The following is a 19,816-nucleotide window of genomic DNA, read 5'->3' on the forward strand; positions in this document are numbered from 1 at the left end:
CGTGGTGGTCGGTTGCTTCTCCCCGTTGCAACGATCACGGGGTCGGGCGGATTCCCGGTGTCAGCGGTAGAGCGCGTCCACCTCGGCGGCGTACGCGGCCTCGATCGCCTTGCGTTTGAGCTTCAGCGAGGGCGTGAGCAGCCCGTGCTCCTCGCTGAACGGATGCGCCAGGATCCGGAACGTACGGATCGACTCGGCCTGGGACACCGCCGTGTTCGCGGCCACCACCGCGCGTCTGACCTCCGTCTCCAGCTCGGGGTCCCGGACCAGCGCGGAGGGGGTCAGCGGCGCTTTGCCCCGGAGGGACAGCCAGTGGTCCACGGCCTCCCGGTCCACGGTGACCAGCGCGGCGACATACGGACGGTCGTTGCCGACCACGAGGCACTGGGCCACCAGGGGATGCGCCCGTACCCGCTCCTCCAGAGCCCCCGGCGACACGCTCTTGCCGCCCGAGGTCACCAGGATCTCCTTCTTCCGCCCGGTGATGGTGAGATAGCCGTCCTCGTCGAGCGAGCCCAGATCACCGGTGGCCAGCCAGCCGTCCCGCAGTGCGGCGTCGGTGGCCTCCCGGTCGTTGAGATAGCCGGAGAAGATCTGGCCGCCGCGCAGCCACACCTCGCCGTCCCGCGCGATACGGACGGAGGTGCCCGGGACCGGCTGCCCCACCGTGCCGTAACGGGTGCGCTCGGGCGGATTGGCCGTGGCCGCCGCGCTGGACTCCGTGAGGCCGTACCCCTCGTAGACGGTGATGCCCGCGCCCGCGAAGAAGAGCCCGAGCCGCCGGTCCATCGCGGAACCGCCGGACATGGCGTGCCGTACACGGCCGCCCATCGCCGCGCGCACCTTGCCGTAGACGGCCCTGTCGAAGAACTGGTGCTGGACGCGCAGGGCGGCGGAGGGCCCGGGGCCGGTGCCGAAGGCCCGCTGTTCCAGCGCCTCCGCGTAACGGACCGCGACCTCCACGGCCTTGTCGAAGGGGCCCGTCCTGCCCTCGGTCTGCGCCGTGCGCCGCGCCGCGTGGTAGACCTTCTCGAAGACATAGGGCACGGCCAGGATGAAGGACGGCCGGAACGCGGCCAGATCGGGCAGCAGCGCGCTCGCCTGGAGCGCGGGCTGATGGCCCAGCTTCACCCCGCCGCGGATCGCCGCGATCTCGATCATCCGCCCGAAGACGTGCGAGAGCGGCAGGAAGAGCAGTGTCGACGCCTCGTCGCCCGATCTGGTGTGGAAGACCGGCTCCCAGCGGGTCAGGACGGTGTCGGCCTCGCACATGAAGTTGGCGTGGGTGATCACACAGCCCTTGGGACGGCCGGTGGTGCCGGAGGTGTAGATCACCGTGGCCACGGTGTCGGGGGTCACCGCCCTGCGCTGCCGGTGCACCATCTCGTCGTCGATACCGGCGCCGGCCGCGCACAGCTCCGCCACCGCGTCGGCGTCGAGCTGCCAGAGCCGTTTCAGCCGGGGCAGCCGGTCGATCACCGAACCGACGGTCATGGCGTGGTCCTCGTGCTCCACCAGACAGGCCGAGACCTCGGCGTCATGGAGCATCCAGTGGACCTGCTCGGCGGAGGAGGTGGGATAGACGGGGACGGACTGGGCGCCGACGGCCCAGAGCGCGAAGTCGAAGAGCGTCCACTCGTAGCGGGTACGGGACATGATCGCGACCCGGTCCCCGAACCGCACCCCGTGCGCGAGCAGCCCTTTGGCCAGACCGAGCACCTCGTCACGGAACGCGGCGGAGGTCATGTCCCGCCAGCGGCCCTCCGCGTCCTTGCGGCCGAGCGCGACATGACCGGGATCGTCGAGCGCGTGCTCGAAGACGGCGTCCGCGAGCCCACCGACGTGGGGGGCGGCCGGCAGAGGGGGGACGGTGAACTCGCGCAATGACTTGCTCCTTGTGGCGCTTCGCGCAGCGCCGGTGACGGTACCCCACCGCGAAACGGGCGGGGAGAGCCCGTGCGGAACCGCAGCGGGACCGTATCGCTCCAGGTCAGCGCCCGGATCCCGCCCGGATCGACCGGACGGGGGCTGTCATCCGGCCTCGGAGTGGATACGCGCGGGCCGGGATTCTCCACCGAATCCGTACGCCACTGACACGTGCGCTCTACCGCCAGGGGCCTTGGTCTGTACCTCTGTGCGGTAGGGGACGCGTGTGCCATGCGTGGCCGGACGCGCCGTACGCTGCCCGTCAGCCGTCAGCCGTCAGCCGTCAGCCGTCAGCCGAGGACAGGCGGTGCAGCCGGTCACCGGCCGCCAGGATCGCCGCGGCCAGGGCGTCCGCCGCCGCCAGGGCCGCCGCGTGCCCGCGGCCCCTTCCGTGCAGCAGGACGAAGTGCACCTCGCCCAGCTCGGGCAGATCCGCCCCGGCCGGTACGGGGGCCAGGCCCGGCGGGACCAGCCCGCGGGTGTGGGCCATGACGCCGAGCCCCGCGCGGGCCGCCGCGATCAGCCCGCTCAGACTGGCGCTCGTACACGCGACGCGCCAGCTCCTGCCGTGTGCCTCCAGCACCTCCAGCGCACGGGCGCGGGTGATGCCCGGCGGCGGGAAGAGGATCAGCGGGAGCGGGCGGTCCGGGTCGAGCCGCAGCCGGGGCGCCCCGATCCAGTCGAGGGTGGACTGCCAGACCGGTTCGCCATGGGGGTCGCCGGGGCGCCGTTTGGCCAGTACGAGATCGAGCCGGCCGGCCGCGAGCTGGGCGTGCAGGGTGCCGGACAGCCCGACCGTCAGCTCCAGATCCACCTCGGGATGGTCGCGCCGGAAGGACTCCAGGATCTCCGGGAGCCGGGTCAGGACGAAGTCCTCCGAGACCCCGAAGCGCAGCCGGCCGCGCAGCCGGGTCCCGGTGAAGAAGGCCGCCGCGCGCTCATGGGCGCTGAGGATCGTCCCGGCGAAACCGAGCATGGCCTCGCCGTCCTCCGTCAGCTCCACCCGGTGGGTGTCGCGGGTGAACAGCGGCCGTCCCGTGGCGTCCTCAAGACGCCGGATGTGCTGGCTCACCGTCGACTGGCGCAGCCCCAGCCGACGGGCCGCCCGGGTGAAGCTGAGGGTCTGGGCGACGGCGAGAAAGGTACGGAGCTGCCCGGGGTCGTACATACGGCCAGGTTATGGGGTTATCGCGAAAACCGATCACAGTCAGAGTGGTATACGGGATTCCCGATCATGGGCGCCTGGCGGATCATGGGGAGGCACGACGCGTACCGACCGCCTGTAGTGGAGCACATGAACCGCCGCCGTACCCCGCGCCCGCACCCGCCGTTCCCACGCCCGCGCATACCGTCCTGGCTGCCCGCCGATCCGTTCGTCCTGTCGCTCCTCGCGACCGTCGTGCTCGCGGCCCTGCTGCCGGCCTCCGGCCCGGCCGCCGAGGTCGCGGACGGTGCGTCGACCGGCGCGGTGGCACTGCTCTTCTTCCTGTACGGGGCGCGGCTCTCCACCCGTGAGGTGGTCGACGGGCTACGGCACTGGCGGCTCCACGCGACCGTCCTCGCCTGCACCTTCGTGGTCTTCCCGCTGCTGGGACTGGCCATGGGGGGACTCGTCCCGGCCGTTCTGACCCCGCAGCTCTACCACGGGCTGCTCTTCCTCTGTCTGGTCCCGTCGACGATCCAGTCGTCCATCGCCTTCACCTCCCTGGCGCGCGGCAATGTGCCCGCGGCGATCTGCGCCGGATCGTTCTCCAGCCTCGCGGGCCTCGTCCTCACACCGCTGCTGGCGGCACTGCTCATCGGCGGCGGCGCGGCCGGGTTCTCCGCGGGCTCGCTGACGGGGATCGTGGTGCAGCTCCTGCTGCCCTTCCTGGCGGGCCAGGCACTGCGCCGCTGGGTCGGCGCTCTCCTGACCCGGCACAGGAAGCTGCTGGGGCTCGTCGACCGCGGGTCCATCCTGCTGGTCGTCTACACCGCGTTCGGCCAGGGCATGGTCGCCGGTGTCTGGCACCGGGTGACGCCGGCCGCGCTGGCGGCGCTGCTGGCCGTCGAGGCGGTGCTCCTCGCGGCGATGCTGACGCTGAGCTGGTACGGCGCCAAGCGGCTCGGCTTCGCGAGGGCGGACCGTATCGCGATCCAGTTCGCGGGCTCGAAGAAGAGCCTGGCCGCGGGACTGCCCATGGCGAGCGTGCTGTTCGGGCCCGGGGCGAGCCTCGCCGTGCTGCCCCTGATGCTCTTCCACCAGATGCAGCTCATGGTGTGCGCGGTCATCGCGAAGCGCCGCGCCGCGCGGTACGACGGCCCGGTGGGTGTGGCCGCCCCCGGTGGCACGGTCTCGGCGGCCCTGCCTGCGGGCGCGGGCGTGGAGGCTTCCGCGCCGACCGGTGTCGCGCCGCGGACCGTCTCGGTGGCCGGGAGGGAACGCCGCTGACGCGGTGCGCCGTCCGGCGGGGGGTGCGGTGGGTGGGTGGTGCGGTGCGCCTCCCGGCGGGGGGCCGTGGTGGGTGCGGGTGCGGTGCGGGTCGCCTCCCGGCGGGAGGTGCGGTGGGTGGGTGGTGCCGGGTGCCGGGGCCTCCGGAGGTACATGTCCGGACGGCATGATTTACGCCGCGTGCGGGCCGGTTGTCGGGTGCGGGCCCGTGTGCGGCACAAATCACGCTTTAGTGTCCGGACACGCACCTCCTACGACCCCGACCCCCTCCCGCCCGTCGCCCACTGCGGGTGGGTGGGCTTACGCCGGCCGTGGTGGCCTCCCGCCGGTGGGCCCCGTTCGGGTGCCGGGTCACCTCGGCCGCCCGGGGTGCGTTGACGTTCTGGCTGCTGTCGGCCGCCGGCGAGTGAGCCGAAGGGGCGCGTCGGTGCCGAAAAGGAGAGCGCGCGGAGGTTCGTGAGGTACGAGCGGACCGAGCACGGTCGACTGTCGGCATCGACATGAGGCGCCCCGGAGGCGAACCGAGCCCTCAAAAAACTACTGCCGGAACGGACCCGGCCGGCGCAGGGGGCGCTCCCCGCCGGCCAGGTCCTTGTCCCGTGCAGCGGGGAGAGTCACACCCCGGTGTGCAAGGCGATTCGCTCATCGCCCGCGTACACGTTCATGGACGAGCCGCGCAGAAAGCCGACCAGGGTCAGCCCGGTCTCGGCCGCGAGATCGACGGCGAGGGACGACGGCGCGGAGACCGCCGCCAGCACCGGAATACCCGCCATCACGGCTTTCTGCGCCAGCTCGAAGGAGGCACGGCCGGACACCAGCAGGATCGCCCGGGACAGCGGCAGCAGATCCTGCCGCAGTGCCCGGCCGACCAGCTTGTCGACCGCGTTGTGCCGGCCCACGTCCTCCCGGATGTCCAGCATCTCGCCGGTCTCGGAGAACAGGGCCGCCGCGTGCAGACCCCCGGTCCGGTCGAAGACCTGCTGTGCCGCCCGCAGCCGGTCGGGCAGACCGCTGAGGAGGGCGGGCTCCACCTGGAGCCGGGGAGCGTCCTCGATCGGGAACCGGGCCGTGGTCCGTACCGCGTCCAGGCTCGCCTTGCCGCACAGTCCGCACGACGAGGTCGTGTAGACGTTGCGCTCCAGTGTGATGTCCGGGACCGGCACACCGGGGGCGAGTTGGACATCGACCACGTTGTAGGTGTTGGAACCGTCGTCCTTGGCTCCGGCGCAGTACACGATGGAGCGCACGTCCGCGCCCCTCGCGAGCACACCCTCGCTCACCAGGAAGCCCGCCGCGAGCGCGAAGTCGTCGCCCGGGGTGCGCATCGTGATGGCCAGTGGCTTGCCGTTCAGCCGGATTTCCAGTGGCTCTTCGGCCACCAGGGTGTCGGGGCGTGCCGAGACGGCTCCGTCCCGGATACGGATGGTGCGACGGCGCTCGGTGACCCGTCCCATGGTGATCCGTCCTACTCGTCAGGCGTTCAGCGCTGCTGTACGTGCTGGAAGCCGAAGCGGCCCTTGATACAGAGATTCCCGTGTGTCACGGGGTTGTCGTGCGGAGAGGTGACCTTCACGATCTCATTCTCCTGCACATGCAGTGTCAGGTTGCAGCCGACGCCGCAGTACGCGCAGATCGTGGTGGTCTCCGTCTGTGCCGACTCGTCCCAGGTACCGGCTTCCCGCATGTCGAACTCCGACTTGAAGCTGAGCGCCCCGGTCGGACACACCTCGATGCAGTTGCCGCAGTAGACACACGCGGAATCGGTGAGCGGAGTGTCGTGCTCGGTGGAGATACGGGCGTCGAAGCCGCGGCCCGCCACCGAGATCGCGAAGGAGTTCTGCCACTGTTCGCCGCACGCGTCCACACACTTATAGCACTGGATGCACTTGTCGTAGTCACGGACGTAGAGATCGTTGTCGATCTTCGGTTCCTCGTTGAGCCGGGCCGCGTCCGGACCGAAGCGGGCCGGCTTGGCGTCGTACTCCTTGATCCATTCGGCGGCCCTCGGGGTGGTCGAGAGGTCCGTCGAGGAGGCGAGGAGTTCCAGGACGACCTTGCGGCTGTGCCGGGCCCGCGCGCTGTCCGTGCTGACCGTCATCCCGGCCTCGGCCTTGCGTGAGCACGCCGGGGCGAGCACGCGCGCGCCCTCGACCTCGACGACACACACCCGGCAGGCGTTCTTCGGGGCCAGGGTGTCGCCCTCGCAGAGCGTCGGGATGTCCTTGCCCGCCGCCCGGCAGGCGTCGAGGATCGTGGAGCCTTCCGGCACCCGGGTCTCCTGGCCGTCGAGAGTGAACTCGATGAGACGGCGCGGAAGCTGAAGCGGAATCGCGGTCACTTGTAGGCCCCCAGACGGTCGATGGCGGACTCGATGGCACTCCACGCGGTCTGTCCCAGACCGCAGATGGAGGCGTCCTTCATGGCCTGTCCGACCTCGCGCAGCAGCGCGATGTCGTCGGCCGCGGCGGCGCCGGTGCGGTCCACGATCCGGTGCAGCGCCTCCTCCTGGCGGACCGTGCCGACCCGGCAGGGGACGCACTGGCCGCAGGACTCGTCACGGAAGAACTCGGCGATACGGAGCAGGATCCGGGGCAGTTCGACCGTGTCGTCCAGCACCAGCACCACCCCGGATCCCAGGGTGGTCCCGGCGGCCCGGGTGCCCTCGAAGGTGAGCGGGATGTCCAGCTCGTCGGGGCGTACGAATCCGCCCGCGGCGCCGCCCAGCAGGATCGCCCGCATGGTGGGCGAGGGGCCCGCCAGGTCGAGCAGTTCGCCGAGCGTGGCGCCGAACGGCAGCTCGTAGATGCCGGGCCGCTCCACATTGCCCGAGACACAGAAGAGCTTGGGGCCGGTTGACTGGCCGGTACCGATCGCCGCGTAGGCCTGCGCGCCCCCGGTCAGGATGGGCAGCACATTGATCAGGGTCTCGACGTTGTTCTCGGCGGTGGGCTTGCCGAACAGGCCCTTCTCCACCGGGAACGGGGGCTTGGAGCGCGGCTCGCCCCGGTAGCCCTCGATCGAGTTGAACAGCGCGGTCTCCTCACCGCAGATGTACGCGCCGGCGCCGCGCCGGATCTCGATGTCGAACGCGTACCCCTGGCCGAGGACGTCGTCCCCGAGCAGTCCGCGGGCGCGCGCCTGGTCGATCGCGTGCTGGAGCAGACGCAGGGCGCGCGGGTACTCGCCGCGCAGATAGAGGAAGCCGCGCCGCGCGCCGACGGCGTACCCGGCGACGGTCATCGCCTCGATCAGGGAGTACGGATCGCCCTCCATGACCACCCGGTCCTTGAAGGTGCCGGGCTCGGACTCGTCGGCGTTGCAGACCAGATAGTGCGGGTGGGCGGGCTGGGAGGCGGTGGCCTGCCACTTGCGCCCGGTGGGGAAGGCGGCGCCGCCCCGGCCCACCAGCCCCGCGTCCGTCACCTCCCGGATGACCCCGGCGGGCCCGAGTGCGAAGGCCCGCCGCAGCGCCGTGTAGCCGCCGTGCGCGCGGTAGTCGTCGAGGCTGTACGGATCGACCACCCCGACCCGTCCGAGCAGGGTCAGTCCGGGCTGTCCGGCCTGCGGTACGGCCATGGCGGCGGCCGGTTCGGCGGGCGCCGCCCCGGGCTCGGCCGCCGCGAGGACGAGCGCCTCGGCGGTCGCGGGCGCGATGACGGCCGTGGCGTACCGCCGGTCCGCCGGCTCCCGCGGTGCCGGGTCCGCGCCGTCGGGCCGGCGCCCGTCCACCGTCGCGGTGGAGCCGGCGCGGTATCCCGGCCCGGCCGGGTCGGCCCCGGCCGGCCAGGCGGGCCGGGCACCGGCGGAGGGGGGTGCCGGCTCCGCGCCGTCCCGCGCGGAGCCGGCGTTCAGGATGGTCGTGGTGGCCTCGGACGGGGCGCCGGCCTGGATGACCAGTGCGGCCGGGGCCCGTTCACAGAGGCCGAGACAGGGGCTCGGCTGCCAGACGACCCCGCCCGCGGCGGAGCCGGCCGCGCCGAGGCGCTCCTCCAGCGCGGCGCACAGCGCCGTGGAGCCATGGGCCGCGCAGGCCACGTCGGTGCAGACGTGCAGCACCTTCGCGGGGCGCGGCTTGACCGCGAACATCGCGTAGAACGTGGCGACGCCGTACGCCTCGGCCGGCGGCACGGTGAGCCGCCGGCAGAGGTAGTCCAGCGCGCCCTCGCTGATCCAGCCGATCCGGTCGTTGACCGCGTGCAGCCCCGGCAACAGCAGGTCCCGGCGCTCGCGCGCCTCACGGCCGCCCCGTGCCCAGCGCAGATCCGTGTCCGTACGGTCGTCCGCGCCTTCCCAGGCCGACGTCGGGGGCCCGAGCAGCGCGTCGACCGCCGCCCGTTCCTCGTCGGTCGGCTTGCTGTCACCGAAGTGCAGATCCACTGATGATCAGCTCCTCACGCCGATACGGACGCGGTCGTCACGGACAGCTTCTCGATACGGATGGCCGACGCCTTGAACTCGGCGGTACCGGCGATCGGGCAGTTGGCCTCGATGGTGAGCTGGTTGGTGTCCACCTCGTCCGGGAAGTGCATGGTCATGAAGGCCAGGCCGGGCCGCAGCCCCGGATCGATCCAGACCGGCGCCTGGACGGTGCCGCGCCGCGAGCTGATCCGCACCTCCTCGCCGACCGTCACCCCGTACCGCGCGGCGTCCTCCGGGCACAGCTCCACATACTCGCCGCGCCGCATCGGGGAGGCGAAACTCCCGCTCTGCACACCGGTGTTGTACGAGTCGAGCCGCCGGCCCGTGGTGAGCCTGATCGGGAACAGATCATCCGTCAGATCGACCGGGGGGTCGTGCTTGACGAGGCCGAAGGGCGCGAGCCTGCCGCGCCTGGCGGGATCCGCCTCCCACAGCCGGCCGTGCAGATAGGTGGGTTCGAGCCGCTCCGTGTCGGGGCAGGGCCACTGGATGCCCTGGTGCTCCTCCAGCCGCTCGTAGGTCATCCCGTAGTGGTCGGGGGATACCGACCGCAACTCGGTCCAGACCGACTCCGCGTCCGCGTACTTCCAGGGGTGGCCGAGCCGTCCCGCCAGATCGCAGATGATGTCGATGTCCTCGCGCGCCTCGCCGGGCGGCTCGACGGCCTTGCGTACGCGCTGCACCCGGCGTTCGCTGTTGGTGGTGGTGCCCTCCGTCTCGGCCCAGGCGGCCGTGGCGGGCAGTACCACATCGGCGAGTTCGGCGGTCCTGGTGAGGAAGATGTCCTGGACCACCAGACAGTCGAGCCGCCGCATGCGCTCCACCGCCTGCTCGCTGTCCGCCTCGGACTGCGCGGGGTTCTCGCCGATGCAGTAGACGGCCTTGAGCTCGCCGGTCTCCATCGCCTCGAACATCTCCGTCAGCGTCATCCCGTACCGGGGCTGGATGACGGTGTCCCAGGCGGTCTCGAACTTGCGCCGTGTGTCCGGCTCCAGGATGTCCTGGAACCCGGGCAGCCGGTTGGGGATGGCGCCCATGTCGCCGCCGCCCTGCACATTGTTCTGGCCGCGCAGCGGCTGCACACCGGAGCCGTACCGTCCGACGTGCCCGGTGAGGAGCGCGAGATTGATCAGCGCCCGGACGTTGTCGGTGCCGTTGTGGTGCTCGGTGATGCCCAGCGTCCAGCAGAGCTGGGCCCGTTCGGCGCGGGCGTAGGCATGGGCCAGATCGCGGATGGCCTGGGCCGGTACGCCCGTCACCTTCTCGGCCACCGAGAGGGTCCAGGGCTCGACCTCGGCGGCGTACTCCTCGAAGCCGGTGGTGGCCCGCTCGATGAAGGACGTGTTGTGCAGTCCCGCGTGAATGATCTCGCGGCCGACCGCGTGCGCCAGGGGGATGTCCGTACCGACATTGAGACCGAGCCAGCTCTCGGCCCATTCGGCGGTGGAAGTACGGCGGGGGTCGACGGCATACATACGCGCGCCGTTCCGGATACCTCGCAGCACATGCTGGAAGAAGATGGGGTGTGCGAAGCGGGCGTTGGAGCCCCACATCACGATCAGATCGGTGTGGTCGACCTCGCCGTACGAGGAGGTGCCGCCGCCGGACCCGAAGACCGCAGAGAGACCGGCCACACTGGGCGCGTGGCAAGTCCTGTTGCAGGAGTCCACGTTGTTGGTGCCCATGACCACACGCGCGAACTTCTGCGCCACATAGTTCATTTCGTTGGTCGCGCGTGCGCACGAGAACATCCCGAACGCTCCGCGCGCGGCGCCCAGGCCCGCCGCGGCCCGGTCCAGCGCCTCGTCCCAGCTCGCCCTGCGGAGCGGGCCGCCCTTTTCGTCCCGGACCATCGGATAGGTGATACGGGCATACGTCTTCGGTGTTCGGTCTCGTTTCTTCACGCCGCGCTCTCCTCATGAGTGAGGGCCAACTGGCCGCGCCCATTGCATACAGTATTCAGTAGGCGGGTACGCGTGGGAACCCCCCGGTAGGGGAATTGACGCGTACCCGCCTATCGCGAACGGGGATCAGGTAATGCGGGCGGCGGTCAGGCCGCCGCGCCGCGGGCGAGCAGGTCCGAGATCGCCTCGACCGTGCGGAGCGTCGGCACCGGCACGCCGGTGATGTCCGCGAGCTCCACCACGGCCGAGAGCAGCACGTCCAGCTCCAGTGGCTTGCCCTTCTCCAGGTCCTGGAGGGTGGATGTGCGGTGGTCCCCGACGCGTTCGGCGCCGGCCAGCCGCTTCTCGATCGAGATGTCCGGGCGGCAGCCGAGTGCCCCCGCGACCGCCAGAGTCTCGGCCATCATGTGTTCGATCACCTGGCGGGTACTGCCGTGCAGACACATCTCCCGCATGGTCGCCCGGGTGAGGGCGCTGATCGGATTGAAGGAGATATTGCCGAGCAGCTTGATCCAGATGTCATGGCGCAACTCGGACTCGACGGGGCATTTGAGACCGCCCGTCCGCATCGCCTCGCTGAATTCCAGACACCTTCCTGAGACGGAGCGGTCCGGCTCGCCGATGGAGAACCGGGTTCCTTCGAGATGCCGGACGACGCCCGGTCCCTCCAGTTCCGTCGCGGCGTAGACCACGCAGCCGATCGCGCGCTCGGGCGGCAGTACGGAACTGACCGAGCCGAGCGGATCCACGCTCTCCACGCGCCGGCCGTCGTACGGGCCGCCGTGGCCGTGGAAATACCACCAGGGGATGCCGTTCTGGGCGGCGATCACCGCGGTGCTCTCCTTGAACAGAGGCGACACCAGCGGCCCGCACGCCGCGTAGGAATTCGCCTTCAGGCCGAGGAACACATAGTCGACCGGGCCGATGTCCTCGGGCCGGTCGGTGGCGTGCACCCGCGCGGTGAAATCGCCGCGGGGGCTGAGCACGCGGACTCCGTGCTCTCTCATGGCCGCCAGATGCGGCCCGCGGGCGATGAGATGAACGTCGGCGCCCGCTCGGTCGAGGGCGGCTCCGACATAGGCGCCGATCGCTCCGGCGCCGACAACTGCGACTTTCATGTGGGGCTCTCCGTTCGGTTTGAGGGGGACCGAGGGAAGGGTCACACTCTGTTGCTCGTACTCCGATGGGCGATATATTGTCTACAGTATGGAGTTCTGGGCGACAAGGCTCCTGTTCGGTATGCAGTCGGCAAACTCGGTTGCAGATCTCCCTCGGACCTTCCCAACCTGGGCATTCGGTTTCTAGAGTTCGGGAAATGACCCCACCACTCGCACCGGTCGGCTGGAGCCGCTGGCTGGTGCCCCCCGCCGCGCTGTCGGTGCACCTGTCGATCGGCCAGGCCTATGCCTGGAGCGTGTTCAAGCCCCCGCTCGAATCCGCGCTCGGTCTCTCCGGCACCGCGAGCGCACTGCCCTTCCAGCTCGGCATCGTGATGCTCGGCCTCTCGGCCGCCTTCGGCGGCACCCTCGTGGAGCGCAACGGGCCCCGCTGGGCCATGACCGTCGCGCTCTGCTGCTTCTCCTCCGGTTTCCTGCTCGCCGCGCTCGGCGCGGCCACCGAGCAGTACTGGCTGATTGTTTTCGGCTACGGCTTCGTCGGCGGCATCGGTCTCGGCATCGGCTACATCTCACCGGTCTCCACCCTGATCAAGTGGTTCCCCGACCGGCCCGGCATGGCCACGGGCATCGCGATCATGGGCTTCGGCGGCGGCGCGCTCATCGCCTCGCCCTGGTCCGCCCAGATGCTGGAGTCCTTCGGCACGGACTCCGGCGGCATCGCGCTCGCCTTCCTGGTGCACGGCCTGGTGTACGCGGTGTTCATGACGCTCGGTGTGCTGCTGGTCCGGGTGCCCCGGCCGGACAGCCGGCCGGGGAAGGCGCCTGCCCCGGCGCGCCCCGCCGACACGCTGATATCCACCGCGCAGGTGTCGGCGCGCTCCGCCGTGCGCACCCCGCAGTTCTGGTGTCTGTGGGTTGTGCTGTGCATGAACGTCACCGCGGGCATCGGGATCCTGGAGAAGGCCGCCCCGATGATCACCGACTTCTTCACGGAGACGGACACCCCGGTCTCCGTCTCCGCCGCGGCCGGATTCGTGGCCCTGCTCTCCGCCGCCAACATGGCCGGGCGCATCGGCTGGTCGTCGGCCTCGGACCTGATCGGCCGCAAGAACGTCTACCGTGTCTATCTCGGCGTCGGCGCCGTGATGTATCTGCTGATCGCGCGGTTCGGCGACTCCTCCAAGCCGCTGTTCGTGATCTGCGCGCTGGTGATCCTCTCCTTCTACGGAGGCGGTTTCGCCACCATCCCCGCCTATCTCAAGGACCTCTTCGGCACCTATCAGGTCGGCGCGATCCACGGCCGGCTGCTCACCGCCTGGTCCACCGCCGGCGTGCTCGGCCCGCTCATCGTCAACCGGGTCGCGGACAGCCAGGAGGAGGCCGGCAGGAGCGGTTCCGGACTGTACGGACTCTCCTTCACCATCATGATCGGCCTGCTGGTCATCGGCTTCGTCGCCAATGAACTCGTCAGGCCCGTCCACCCCCGCCACCATGTCCCCGTCCCGAAGGAGGCAGCAGATGACCGTCCCACCGTCCAACAGCAGCACCACGCCTGAGAGCGGGCCGGCCGGGGCGCCCCGGCGGAGCGGTTTGATCGTCTTCGCCTGGCTTTGGGTGGGCCTCCCTCTCGCGTACGGTGTGTACGAGCTGGTTCTCAAGGCCAAGCAGCTCTTCACCGGATGATCGGGAGTCTCCAAGCGGCGCCGACGATTCCTGTTGGTTCACCTGCCCCCTTACCGGTGAGTCGCTGAGGAGACTGGAGCACTCCTGACGTCGACAACAGAGGGGGTCCCGGGCATGACCGGCACTCGTATCGCCGCGCTCGGGCACTATCAGCCCGCCAAGGTGCTCACCAATCACGACCTGGCGGCGATGGTCGACACCAGTGACGAGTGGATCAGCAGCCGGGTCGGAATCAGGACCCGCCATGTGGCGGGTCCCGACGAGCCGGTGGACGAGCTGGCCGCGCACGCGGGAGCCAAGGCGCTCGCCGCGGCCGGCCTCGTCCCGGCGGACGTCGATCTCGTCCTGGTCGCCACGTCCACCGCGATCGACCGCTCGCCGAACACCGCGGCCCGGGTCGCCGCCCGGCTCTCCATGGGCTCGCCCGCGGTGATGGACCTCAATGTGGTGTGCGCGGGATTCACCCATGCCCTCGCCACGGCCGACCACGCCGTACGGGCGGGCTCCGCGTCCCGGGTGCTGGTCATCGGCGCCGACAAGATGGCCGCCGTCGCGGACTGGACGGATCGTTCCACCTGTGTGCTGGTGGGGGACGGCGCGGGCGCGGCGGTGGTCGTGGCGACCGGTTCCGCCGAGGAGCCGGAGATCGGCCCGGTGCTCTGGGGCTCGGTGCCGGAGATGGGCCATGCCGTACGGATCGAGGGCACCCCGCCCCGGTTCGCCCAGGAGGGGCAGTCGGTCTACCGCTGGGCCACCACCCAGTTGCCCCCGATCGCGCGCAAGGTCTGCGAACGGGCGGGGGTCACCCCCGAGGAGCTGGCCGCGGTCGTGCTCCACCAGGCCAATCTGCGGATCATCGAGCCGGTCGCCCAGAAGATCGGCGCCGTCAACGCGGTGATCGCCCGCGATGTCGTGGAATCGGGCAATACGTCCGCCGCGTCGATCCCCATGGCCCTGTCCAAACTGGTGGCCCGTGGCGAGATCGAATCCGGTGCCCCTGTACTGCTCTTCGGCTTCGGGGGCAACCTCTCCTACGCGGGTCAGGTCATCCGGTGCCCATAACCCCGGCCGTTCTCGGTAGACTGTAGACGATAGCCAATGTCTTGAAGTCACGTCATTACCGTCTTGACACCGCCGGCCATGAGGGGGACCCGCGATGTTGTCCGCGAAATTGGCACAGGGAGCCGTACCCAAGCTCGAGCGGCCCGGCCCGCTGCGCGAGCGTGTGTACGAAGCCCTGCTCGAACTGATCACGACCAGGGCACTCCGGCCCGGCCAGCATCTCGTCGAGAGTGAGCTAGCGGGCCATCTCGGAGTCTCCCGGCAGCCGGTGCGCGAGGCGCTCCAGCGGCTGAACACGGAGGGCTGGGTCGATCTGCGTCCGGCCCAGGGCGCCTTCGTCCACGAGCCGACCGAGGAGGAGGCGGACCAGCTCCTCTCGGTCCGCACGCTCCTGGAGGCGGAGGCGGCCCGGCTGGCCGCCGCCAACTCCGGCTCGGCCGGGATCGCCGCCCTGGAGGCGCTCTGCGACCGGGGTGAACAGTCCGTCGCGGACGACGACGTGGATCTGACGGTCGCCACCAACGCGGCCTTCCACGCCAAGGTCATGGAGCTGGCGGGCAATGTGGTCCTCGCCGAGCTGGCCGCGCAGGTGGACCGCCGGGTGCGCTGGTACTACACCCCGGTCGCCAGGCAGCGCGGCAAGCAGTCCTGGATCGAGCACCGGGAGCTGATCGCCGCGATCGCGGGGCGTGACGAGCGGCGGGCCGTCGAGGTCATGAAGGGCCACACGGAGCACACCCGCAACACGTACCACCACCGTACGCAGACCTGACCGGCCCGAATCCGGACGACCGGCAGAAGCGGGACACAAGGCCCCGAGGGGCCTCAAAAGGCATGCCCGAAAACAGCTTTGTCCTCGGTGTGGAGAAAGTTGGGACTGATTCCCGCGCAACTTCTTCCCACTGAGGGCAAGCGCTGCTACGTTCCCCTCGAAAGCCCGACAAACATGGCCGAGAAGGCGGGGAGGGGCGCGTGAGACGTATGACGGCACGACCCGCGAACGCCCATCAGGCGCGACTGCTCAGGCTGTTGCGCGACGGTGGGCCCAACTCCCGCGCGCAGCTCGGCGATCAGGTCGATCTCTCGCGCTCCAAGCTCGCCGTCGAGGTGGACCGGCTGCTGGAGACCGGACTGGTCGTCGCAGACGGACTCGCCGCCTCCCGCGGTGGCCGGCGCTCCCACAACATCCGGCTCGCGCCCGCCCTGCGCTTCCTCGGTGTCGACATAGGCGCCACCTCCATAGATGTGGCCGTGACCAACGCGGAGCTGGAGGTGCTGGGGCATCTCAACCACCCCATGGACGTCCGCGAGGGACCCGTCGCCGTCTTCGAGCAGGTGCTCGCCATGGCGGCCAAGCTCAAGGTCAGCGGACTCGCCGAGGAGTTCGACGGCGCGGGGATCGGGGTCCCCGGTCCCGTCCGCTTCCCCGAGGGCGTCCCGGTCGCGCCGCCGATCATGCCCGGCTGGGACGGCTTCCCCGTACGGGAGGCCCTCAGCCAGGAGCTGGGCTGCCCGGTCATGGTCGACAACGATGTGAATCTGATGGCGATGGGGGAGCAGCACGCGGGCGTCGCGCGCTCCGCGGGAGACTTCCTCTGCATCAAGATCGGCACCGGTATCGGCTGCGGCATCGTCGTCGGCGGTGACGTCTACCGCGGTACGACCGGCAGCGCCGGTGACATCGGCCATATCCAGGTCGTGCCGGACGGCCGTGCCTGTGCCTGCGGCAACAAGGGCTGTCTGGAGGCCTACTTCGGCGGTGCCGCGCTCGCCCGCGACGCCGAGGACGCGGCACGCACCGGGCGTTCGCCCGAGCTGGCCGGCCGGCTGGAGAGATCGGGCCGGCTCACCGCCGTGGATGTCGCCGCCGCTGCCGCCGCGGGGGATCCCACCGCGCTGGACCTGATACGCGAGGGAGGCAACCGCGTCGGCCAGGTCATCGCGGGCCTCGTCAGCTTCTTCAACCCCGCCCTGGTGGTGATCGGCGGCGGGGTGACCGGCCTCGGCCACACCCTGCTCGCCAGCGTCCGCACCCAGGTCTACCGCCAGTCCCTGCCGCTGGCCACCGGCAATCTCCCCATCGTCCTGGGGGAGTTGGGCCCGGCCGCCGGAGTGACCGGCGCGGCCCGGCTCATCAGCGACCATCTGTTCTCGCCGGCCTGAGGCCGGCAGCGCACCACCGCACACCACGCACCGCACACCAGGCACCACCGCACACCAGGCACCGCCCGTACGAGCCGCACCACCTGTAAGAGCCGCACCACCGGTACCACCCGTAAGAGCCGCACGAACAGCACCGCCGGGGGCCTCCCCGTACGAGCCGCACCACCCGCACCACCGGTACCACCGCACCACCCGCATCACAGGCACGAGCCGTACCCGATGTCGCCGCGCTCCCGTGTCCCAGGGGCCCGGCACCCGCACGAGCCGCACACCACCCGACACAGCGTCAGCACGAGCCGCCCGCACCGGCACACCGTACGACCGGCTTCGCCGTACCCGTACGGCCTCACCCAGCTCCGCCGCACCTGGTTCCGCCCTGCCCTTGTACAGCCCTGCCTCTGTTCTGCCCTGCCCGCGGGGCGGGCCGCATCCGCCGAGGGGATACGCCATGGCACCAGCACCACCAGAGAGCCCTCTGCTCACCATGTCCGGCATCACCAAGATCTTTCCCGGTGTCCGCGCGCTCGACGGTGTGGACCTGGAGGTCCAGGCGGGCGAGGTCCACTGCCTGCTGGGCCAGAACGGCGCCGGCAAGTCCACCCTCATCAAGGTCCTCGCCGGGGCCCACCAGCCGGACGGCGGAGTGATCACCTGGCAGGGCGAAGAGGTCACGCTCAAGTCGCCCATCGCCGCCATGCGGCTCGGCGTCGCGACCATCTACCAGGAACTCGACCTGGTGGAGGGCCTGTCGGTGGCCGAGAACATCTTCCTCGGCCATGAACCGACCACCGCCGGCTTCGTGGTCAAGGGCCGGGAGGCGAGGAGCGCGGCGACGGCGCTGCTCAAGCGGCTCGGCCACCCCGAGATCCAGGCGCACCGGCCCGTCGGCTCGCTCTCCGCGGCCCAGCAGCAGATCGTGTCCATGGCTCGGGCCCTCTCCCACGACGTACGGCTGATCGTGATGGACGAGCCGTCCGCGGCCCTCGACCCCGACGAGGTCGACAACCTCTTCCGGGTCGTCTCCACGCTGACCGCCGACGGTGTGGCCGTCATCTACATCTCGCACCGGCTGGAGGAGATCCGGCGCATCGGCGACCGGGTCACCGTCATCAAGGACGGCCGCACCGTGGCCGTCGCCCTGCCGGCGAAGGAGACCCCGACCCGCGAGGTCGTCGCCCTGATGACCGGCCGCAATGTCGAGTACGTCTTCCCCGAGCGGCCCGTCCCGTCGGCCGCCGCCGCGTCGGCCGAACCCGTGCTCCGCGTCGAAGGCCTCTCCAGGGAAGGGGAGTTCGAGCCCGTCGACTTCGAACTGCGGCCCGGCGAGATCGTCGGACTGGCGGGGCTCGTCGGCTCGGGACGCTCCGAGATCCTGGAGACCGTCTACGGGGCGCGCAAGCCCACCACGGGCCGTGTCCTCGTCGACGGCACCCCGCTGCGGCCCGGCAGCGTGCCCGCCGCCGTCCGCGCGGGACTCGGCCTGGCACCCGAGGAGCGCAAGGCCCAGGCCCTGCTGATGCTTGAATCGGTCACCCGCAATGTGTCGGTCTCCTCGCTCTCCCGGTTCGCGCGGATGGGCTGGCTCGACCGCTCGGCGGAACGCACCCGGGCCAGGGCCGCCACCAGGGAACTCTCCCTGCGCCCCGACAGCCCGGACGCCCCGATCCGTACCCTCTCCGGCGGCAATCAGCAGAAGGCCGTCCTCGCCCGCTGGCTGCTGCGCGGCTGCCGGGTCCTGCTGCTCGACGAACCCACGCGCGGTGTCGATGTCGGCGCCCGCGCCGAGCTGTACGCCGTGATCCGCCGGCTGGCCGACGAAGGCCTCGCCGTACTGCTCGTCTCCAGCGAGGTACCCGAAGTACTGGGCCTCGCCGACCGGGTGCTGGTGCTCCGTGAGGGCCGGGTCGTCCACCGGTCGCCCGCCCAGGAGCTCGACGAGCACCGTGTACTCGACCTTGTGATGGAAGGGAGCCCGACGCCATGAAACAGCCTGCCTCCGAGGCGCAGCAGGGCGGGCCCGACGCCGTGCCCGAGCCGCCCACACCCGCCACGAACGCCACATCCGCCTCCTTGGCCAAGTCCACGGAGGAGAAGGGCGGCTGGCGTACCCTCGGGTTCCGCCTCGACGTCCGCAACCTCTCCCTGCTCGGGGTGCTCGCCGCGCTGATCATCGTCGGCGGTATCACCAAGCCCGATCAGTTCCTGGACACCAACAACCTCCAGCTCGTCCTCACCCAGGCCTCGGTCATCGGTGTGGTCACGGTCGGCATGACCTTTGTGATCACCAGCGGCGGCATCGATCTGTCGGTGGGCGCGATCGTGGCGCTGGCCTCGGTCTGGGCGACGACACTGGCCACCCAGGCGTACGGCTTCGCCGGCATCCTCTTCACCGCCGTGATCGTCGGTCTGGGCTGCGGACTGGTGAACGGAGTGCTGATCGCGTACGGCAGGATGGTGCCGTTCATCGCGACCCTCGCGATGCTCGCCTCCGCCCGGGGCCTGGCCCTCCAGATCACCGACGGCAAGACCCAGATCGTCACCGTCGACTCGGTGCTCGACCTCGGCATCCCCGACTCGTACATCCTGGGGATCCCGCCGCTCGTGCTGGTCTTCGCGGCCGTCACGGTCATCGGCTGGCTGGTGCTCAACCGCACGACCTTCGGCCGGCGCACCGTCGCCGTCGGAGGCAACGCGGAGGCCGCCAGGCTCGCCGGTATCGATGTCCGCCGCCAGCGGCTCTATCTCTATCTGCTCTCCGGGCTCTGCTGCGGTATCGCGGCCTTCCTGCTGATCATCCTGGCGGGCTCGGGACAGAACACCAACGGAAACCTGTACGAGCTGGACGCCATCGCCGCGGCGATCATCGGCGGCACCCTGCTCAGCGGCGGCCGCGGCACCATCGTCGGCTCCGTCCTCGGTGTTCTGGTCTTCACCACGATCACCAATATCTTCGCGCTCAACAACCTCCAGAGCGATGTCCAGCAGATCGCGAAGGGCGCCATCATCGTCGCCGCCGTACTGGTCCAGCGCCGCACCGTGCGCAACGGCGAGGCCTGACCTCCGACCTCGCACCCGCCTTCCTGTACCGCCCTACCTTGAAGGGTTGAACC

At 70.6% G+C, this 19,816-nt stretch carries 15 protein-coding genes; 8 read left to right on the forward strand and 7 right to left on the reverse strand.

What is annotated here, in order from left to right; genetic code table 11:
- Positions 1-60: 60 nt before the first annotated feature.
- Both ACFYYH_RS00960 and ACFYYH_RS00965 read right to left on the reverse strand, forming a co-directional pair.
- On the reverse strand, positions 61-1,860 hold the full coding sequence (locus ACFYYH_RS00960; RefSeq protein ID WP_388545255.1) for an AMP-dependent synthetase/ligase: 1,800 nt from the start codon (positions 1,858-1,860) through the stop codon (positions 61-63).
- A gap of 349 nt (positions 1,861-2,209) precedes the next feature.
- Positions 2,210-3,094 (reverse strand): LysR family transcriptional regulator, encoded by an 885-nt coding sequence (locus tag ACFYYH_RS00965; protein ID WP_388544111.1) that lies wholly within the window; start codon positions 3,092-3,094, stop codon positions 2,210-2,212.
- Between the two features lie 126 nt (positions 3,095-3,220).
- Between ACFYYH_RS00965 and ACFYYH_RS00970 the strand changes: the two genes are divergently transcribed.
- Positions 3,221-4,357, forward strand: coding sequence for a bile acid:sodium symporter family protein (locus tag ACFYYH_RS00970; protein WP_388544114.1), 1,137 nt, complete (start codon positions 3,221-3,223; stop codon positions 4,355-4,357).
- Positions 4,358-4,971: 614 nt separating this feature from the next.
- On the opposite strand, the gene fdhD is transcribed toward ACFYYH_RS00970, so the two are convergent.
- From fdhD to ACFYYH_RS00995, 5 genes are all read right to left on the reverse strand, one after another.
- A complete protein-coding gene (fdhD, locus tag ACFYYH_RS00975) occupies positions 4,972-5,811 on the reverse strand; it encodes a formate dehydrogenase accessory sulfurtransferase FdhD (RefSeq protein ID WP_388544117.1) in 840 nt (279 codons plus the stop codon).
- A gap of 26 nt (positions 5,812-5,837) precedes the next feature.
- Positions 5,838-6,695, reverse strand: coding sequence for a 2Fe-2S iron-sulfur cluster-binding protein (locus ACFYYH_RS00980; RefSeq protein WP_388544120.1), 858 nt, complete (start codon positions 6,693-6,695; stop codon positions 5,838-5,840).
- The gene (locus tag ACFYYH_RS00985) at positions 6,692-8,734 is read right to left on the reverse strand and encodes an NAD(P)H-dependent oxidoreductase subunit E (RefSeq protein WP_388544122.1); all 2,043 of its coding nucleotides are present in this window, start codon (positions 8,732-8,734) and stop codon (positions 6,692-6,694) included. The genes ACFYYH_RS00980 and ACFYYH_RS00985 overlap by 4 nt, the downstream gene beginning before the upstream one ends.
- A 14-nt stretch (positions 8,735-8,748) precedes the next feature.
- Positions 8,749-10,680, reverse strand: a complete 1,932-nt coding sequence (locus tag ACFYYH_RS00990) for a molybdopterin oxidoreductase family protein (protein WP_388544124.1) — start codon at positions 10,678-10,680, stop codon at positions 8,749-8,751.
- A gap of 146 nt (positions 10,681-10,826) precedes the next feature.
- The gene (locus ACFYYH_RS00995; protein ID WP_388544127.1) at positions 10,827-11,798 is read right to left on the reverse strand and encodes a 2-dehydropantoate 2-reductase; all 972 of its coding nucleotides are present in this window, start codon (positions 11,796-11,798) and stop codon (positions 10,827-10,829) included.
- Between the two features lie 197 nt (positions 11,799-11,995).
- Here ACFYYH_RS00995 and ACFYYH_RS01000 point away from each other — a divergent pair, with 197 nt between their 5' ends.
- From ACFYYH_RS01000 to ACFYYH_RS01030, 7 genes are all read left to right on the forward strand, one after another.
- Positions 11,996-13,354 carry an OFA family MFS transporter gene (locus ACFYYH_RS01000; protein WP_388544129.1) on the forward strand — a complete coding sequence of 453 codons (1,359 nt, stop codon included), beginning with the start codon at positions 11,996-11,998 and terminating at the stop codon, positions 13,352-13,354.
- Positions 13,317-13,481, forward strand: coding sequence for a hypothetical protein (locus ACFYYH_RS01005; protein WP_388544131.1), 165 nt, complete (start codon positions 13,317-13,319; stop codon positions 13,479-13,481). The genes ACFYYH_RS01000 and ACFYYH_RS01005 overlap by 38 nt, the downstream gene beginning before the upstream one ends.
- Before the next feature lie 114 nt (positions 13,482-13,595).
- Positions 13,596-14,543 (forward strand): beta-ketoacyl-ACP synthase III, encoded by a 948-nt coding sequence (locus tag ACFYYH_RS01010; protein ID WP_388544134.1) that lies wholly within the window; start codon positions 13,596-13,598, stop codon positions 14,541-14,543.
- Between the two features lie 94 nt (positions 14,544-14,637).
- On the forward strand, positions 14,638-15,315 hold the full coding sequence (locus tag ACFYYH_RS01015) for a GntR family transcriptional regulator (protein WP_388544136.1): 678 nt from the start codon (positions 14,638-14,640) through the stop codon (positions 15,313-15,315).
- Positions 15,316-15,524: 209 nt separating this feature from the next.
- On the forward strand, positions 15,525-16,706 hold the full coding sequence (locus tag ACFYYH_RS01020; protein ID WP_388544139.1) for an ROK family protein: 1,182 nt from the start codon (positions 15,525-15,527) through the stop codon (positions 16,704-16,706).
- Positions 16,707-17,154: 448 nt separating this feature from the next.
- Positions 17,155-18,690 carry a sugar ABC transporter ATP-binding protein gene (locus ACFYYH_RS01025; protein WP_388544140.1) on the forward strand — a complete coding sequence of 512 codons (1,536 nt, stop codon included), beginning with the start codon at positions 17,155-17,157 and terminating at the stop codon, positions 18,688-18,690.
- Positions 18,687-19,763, forward strand: coding sequence for an ABC transporter permease (locus tag ACFYYH_RS01030; RefSeq protein WP_388544141.1), 1,077 nt, complete (start codon positions 18,687-18,689; stop codon positions 19,761-19,763). Before ACFYYH_RS01025 ends, ACFYYH_RS01030 begins: the two co-directional genes overlap by 4 nt.
- The last annotated feature ends 53 nt before the right edge of the window (positions 19,764-19,816 follow it).

The organism is Streptomyces sp. NPDC002018 (assembly GCF_042890865.1).
Lineage (GTDB): Bacteria > Actinomycetota > Actinomycetes > Streptomycetales > Streptomycetaceae > Streptomyces.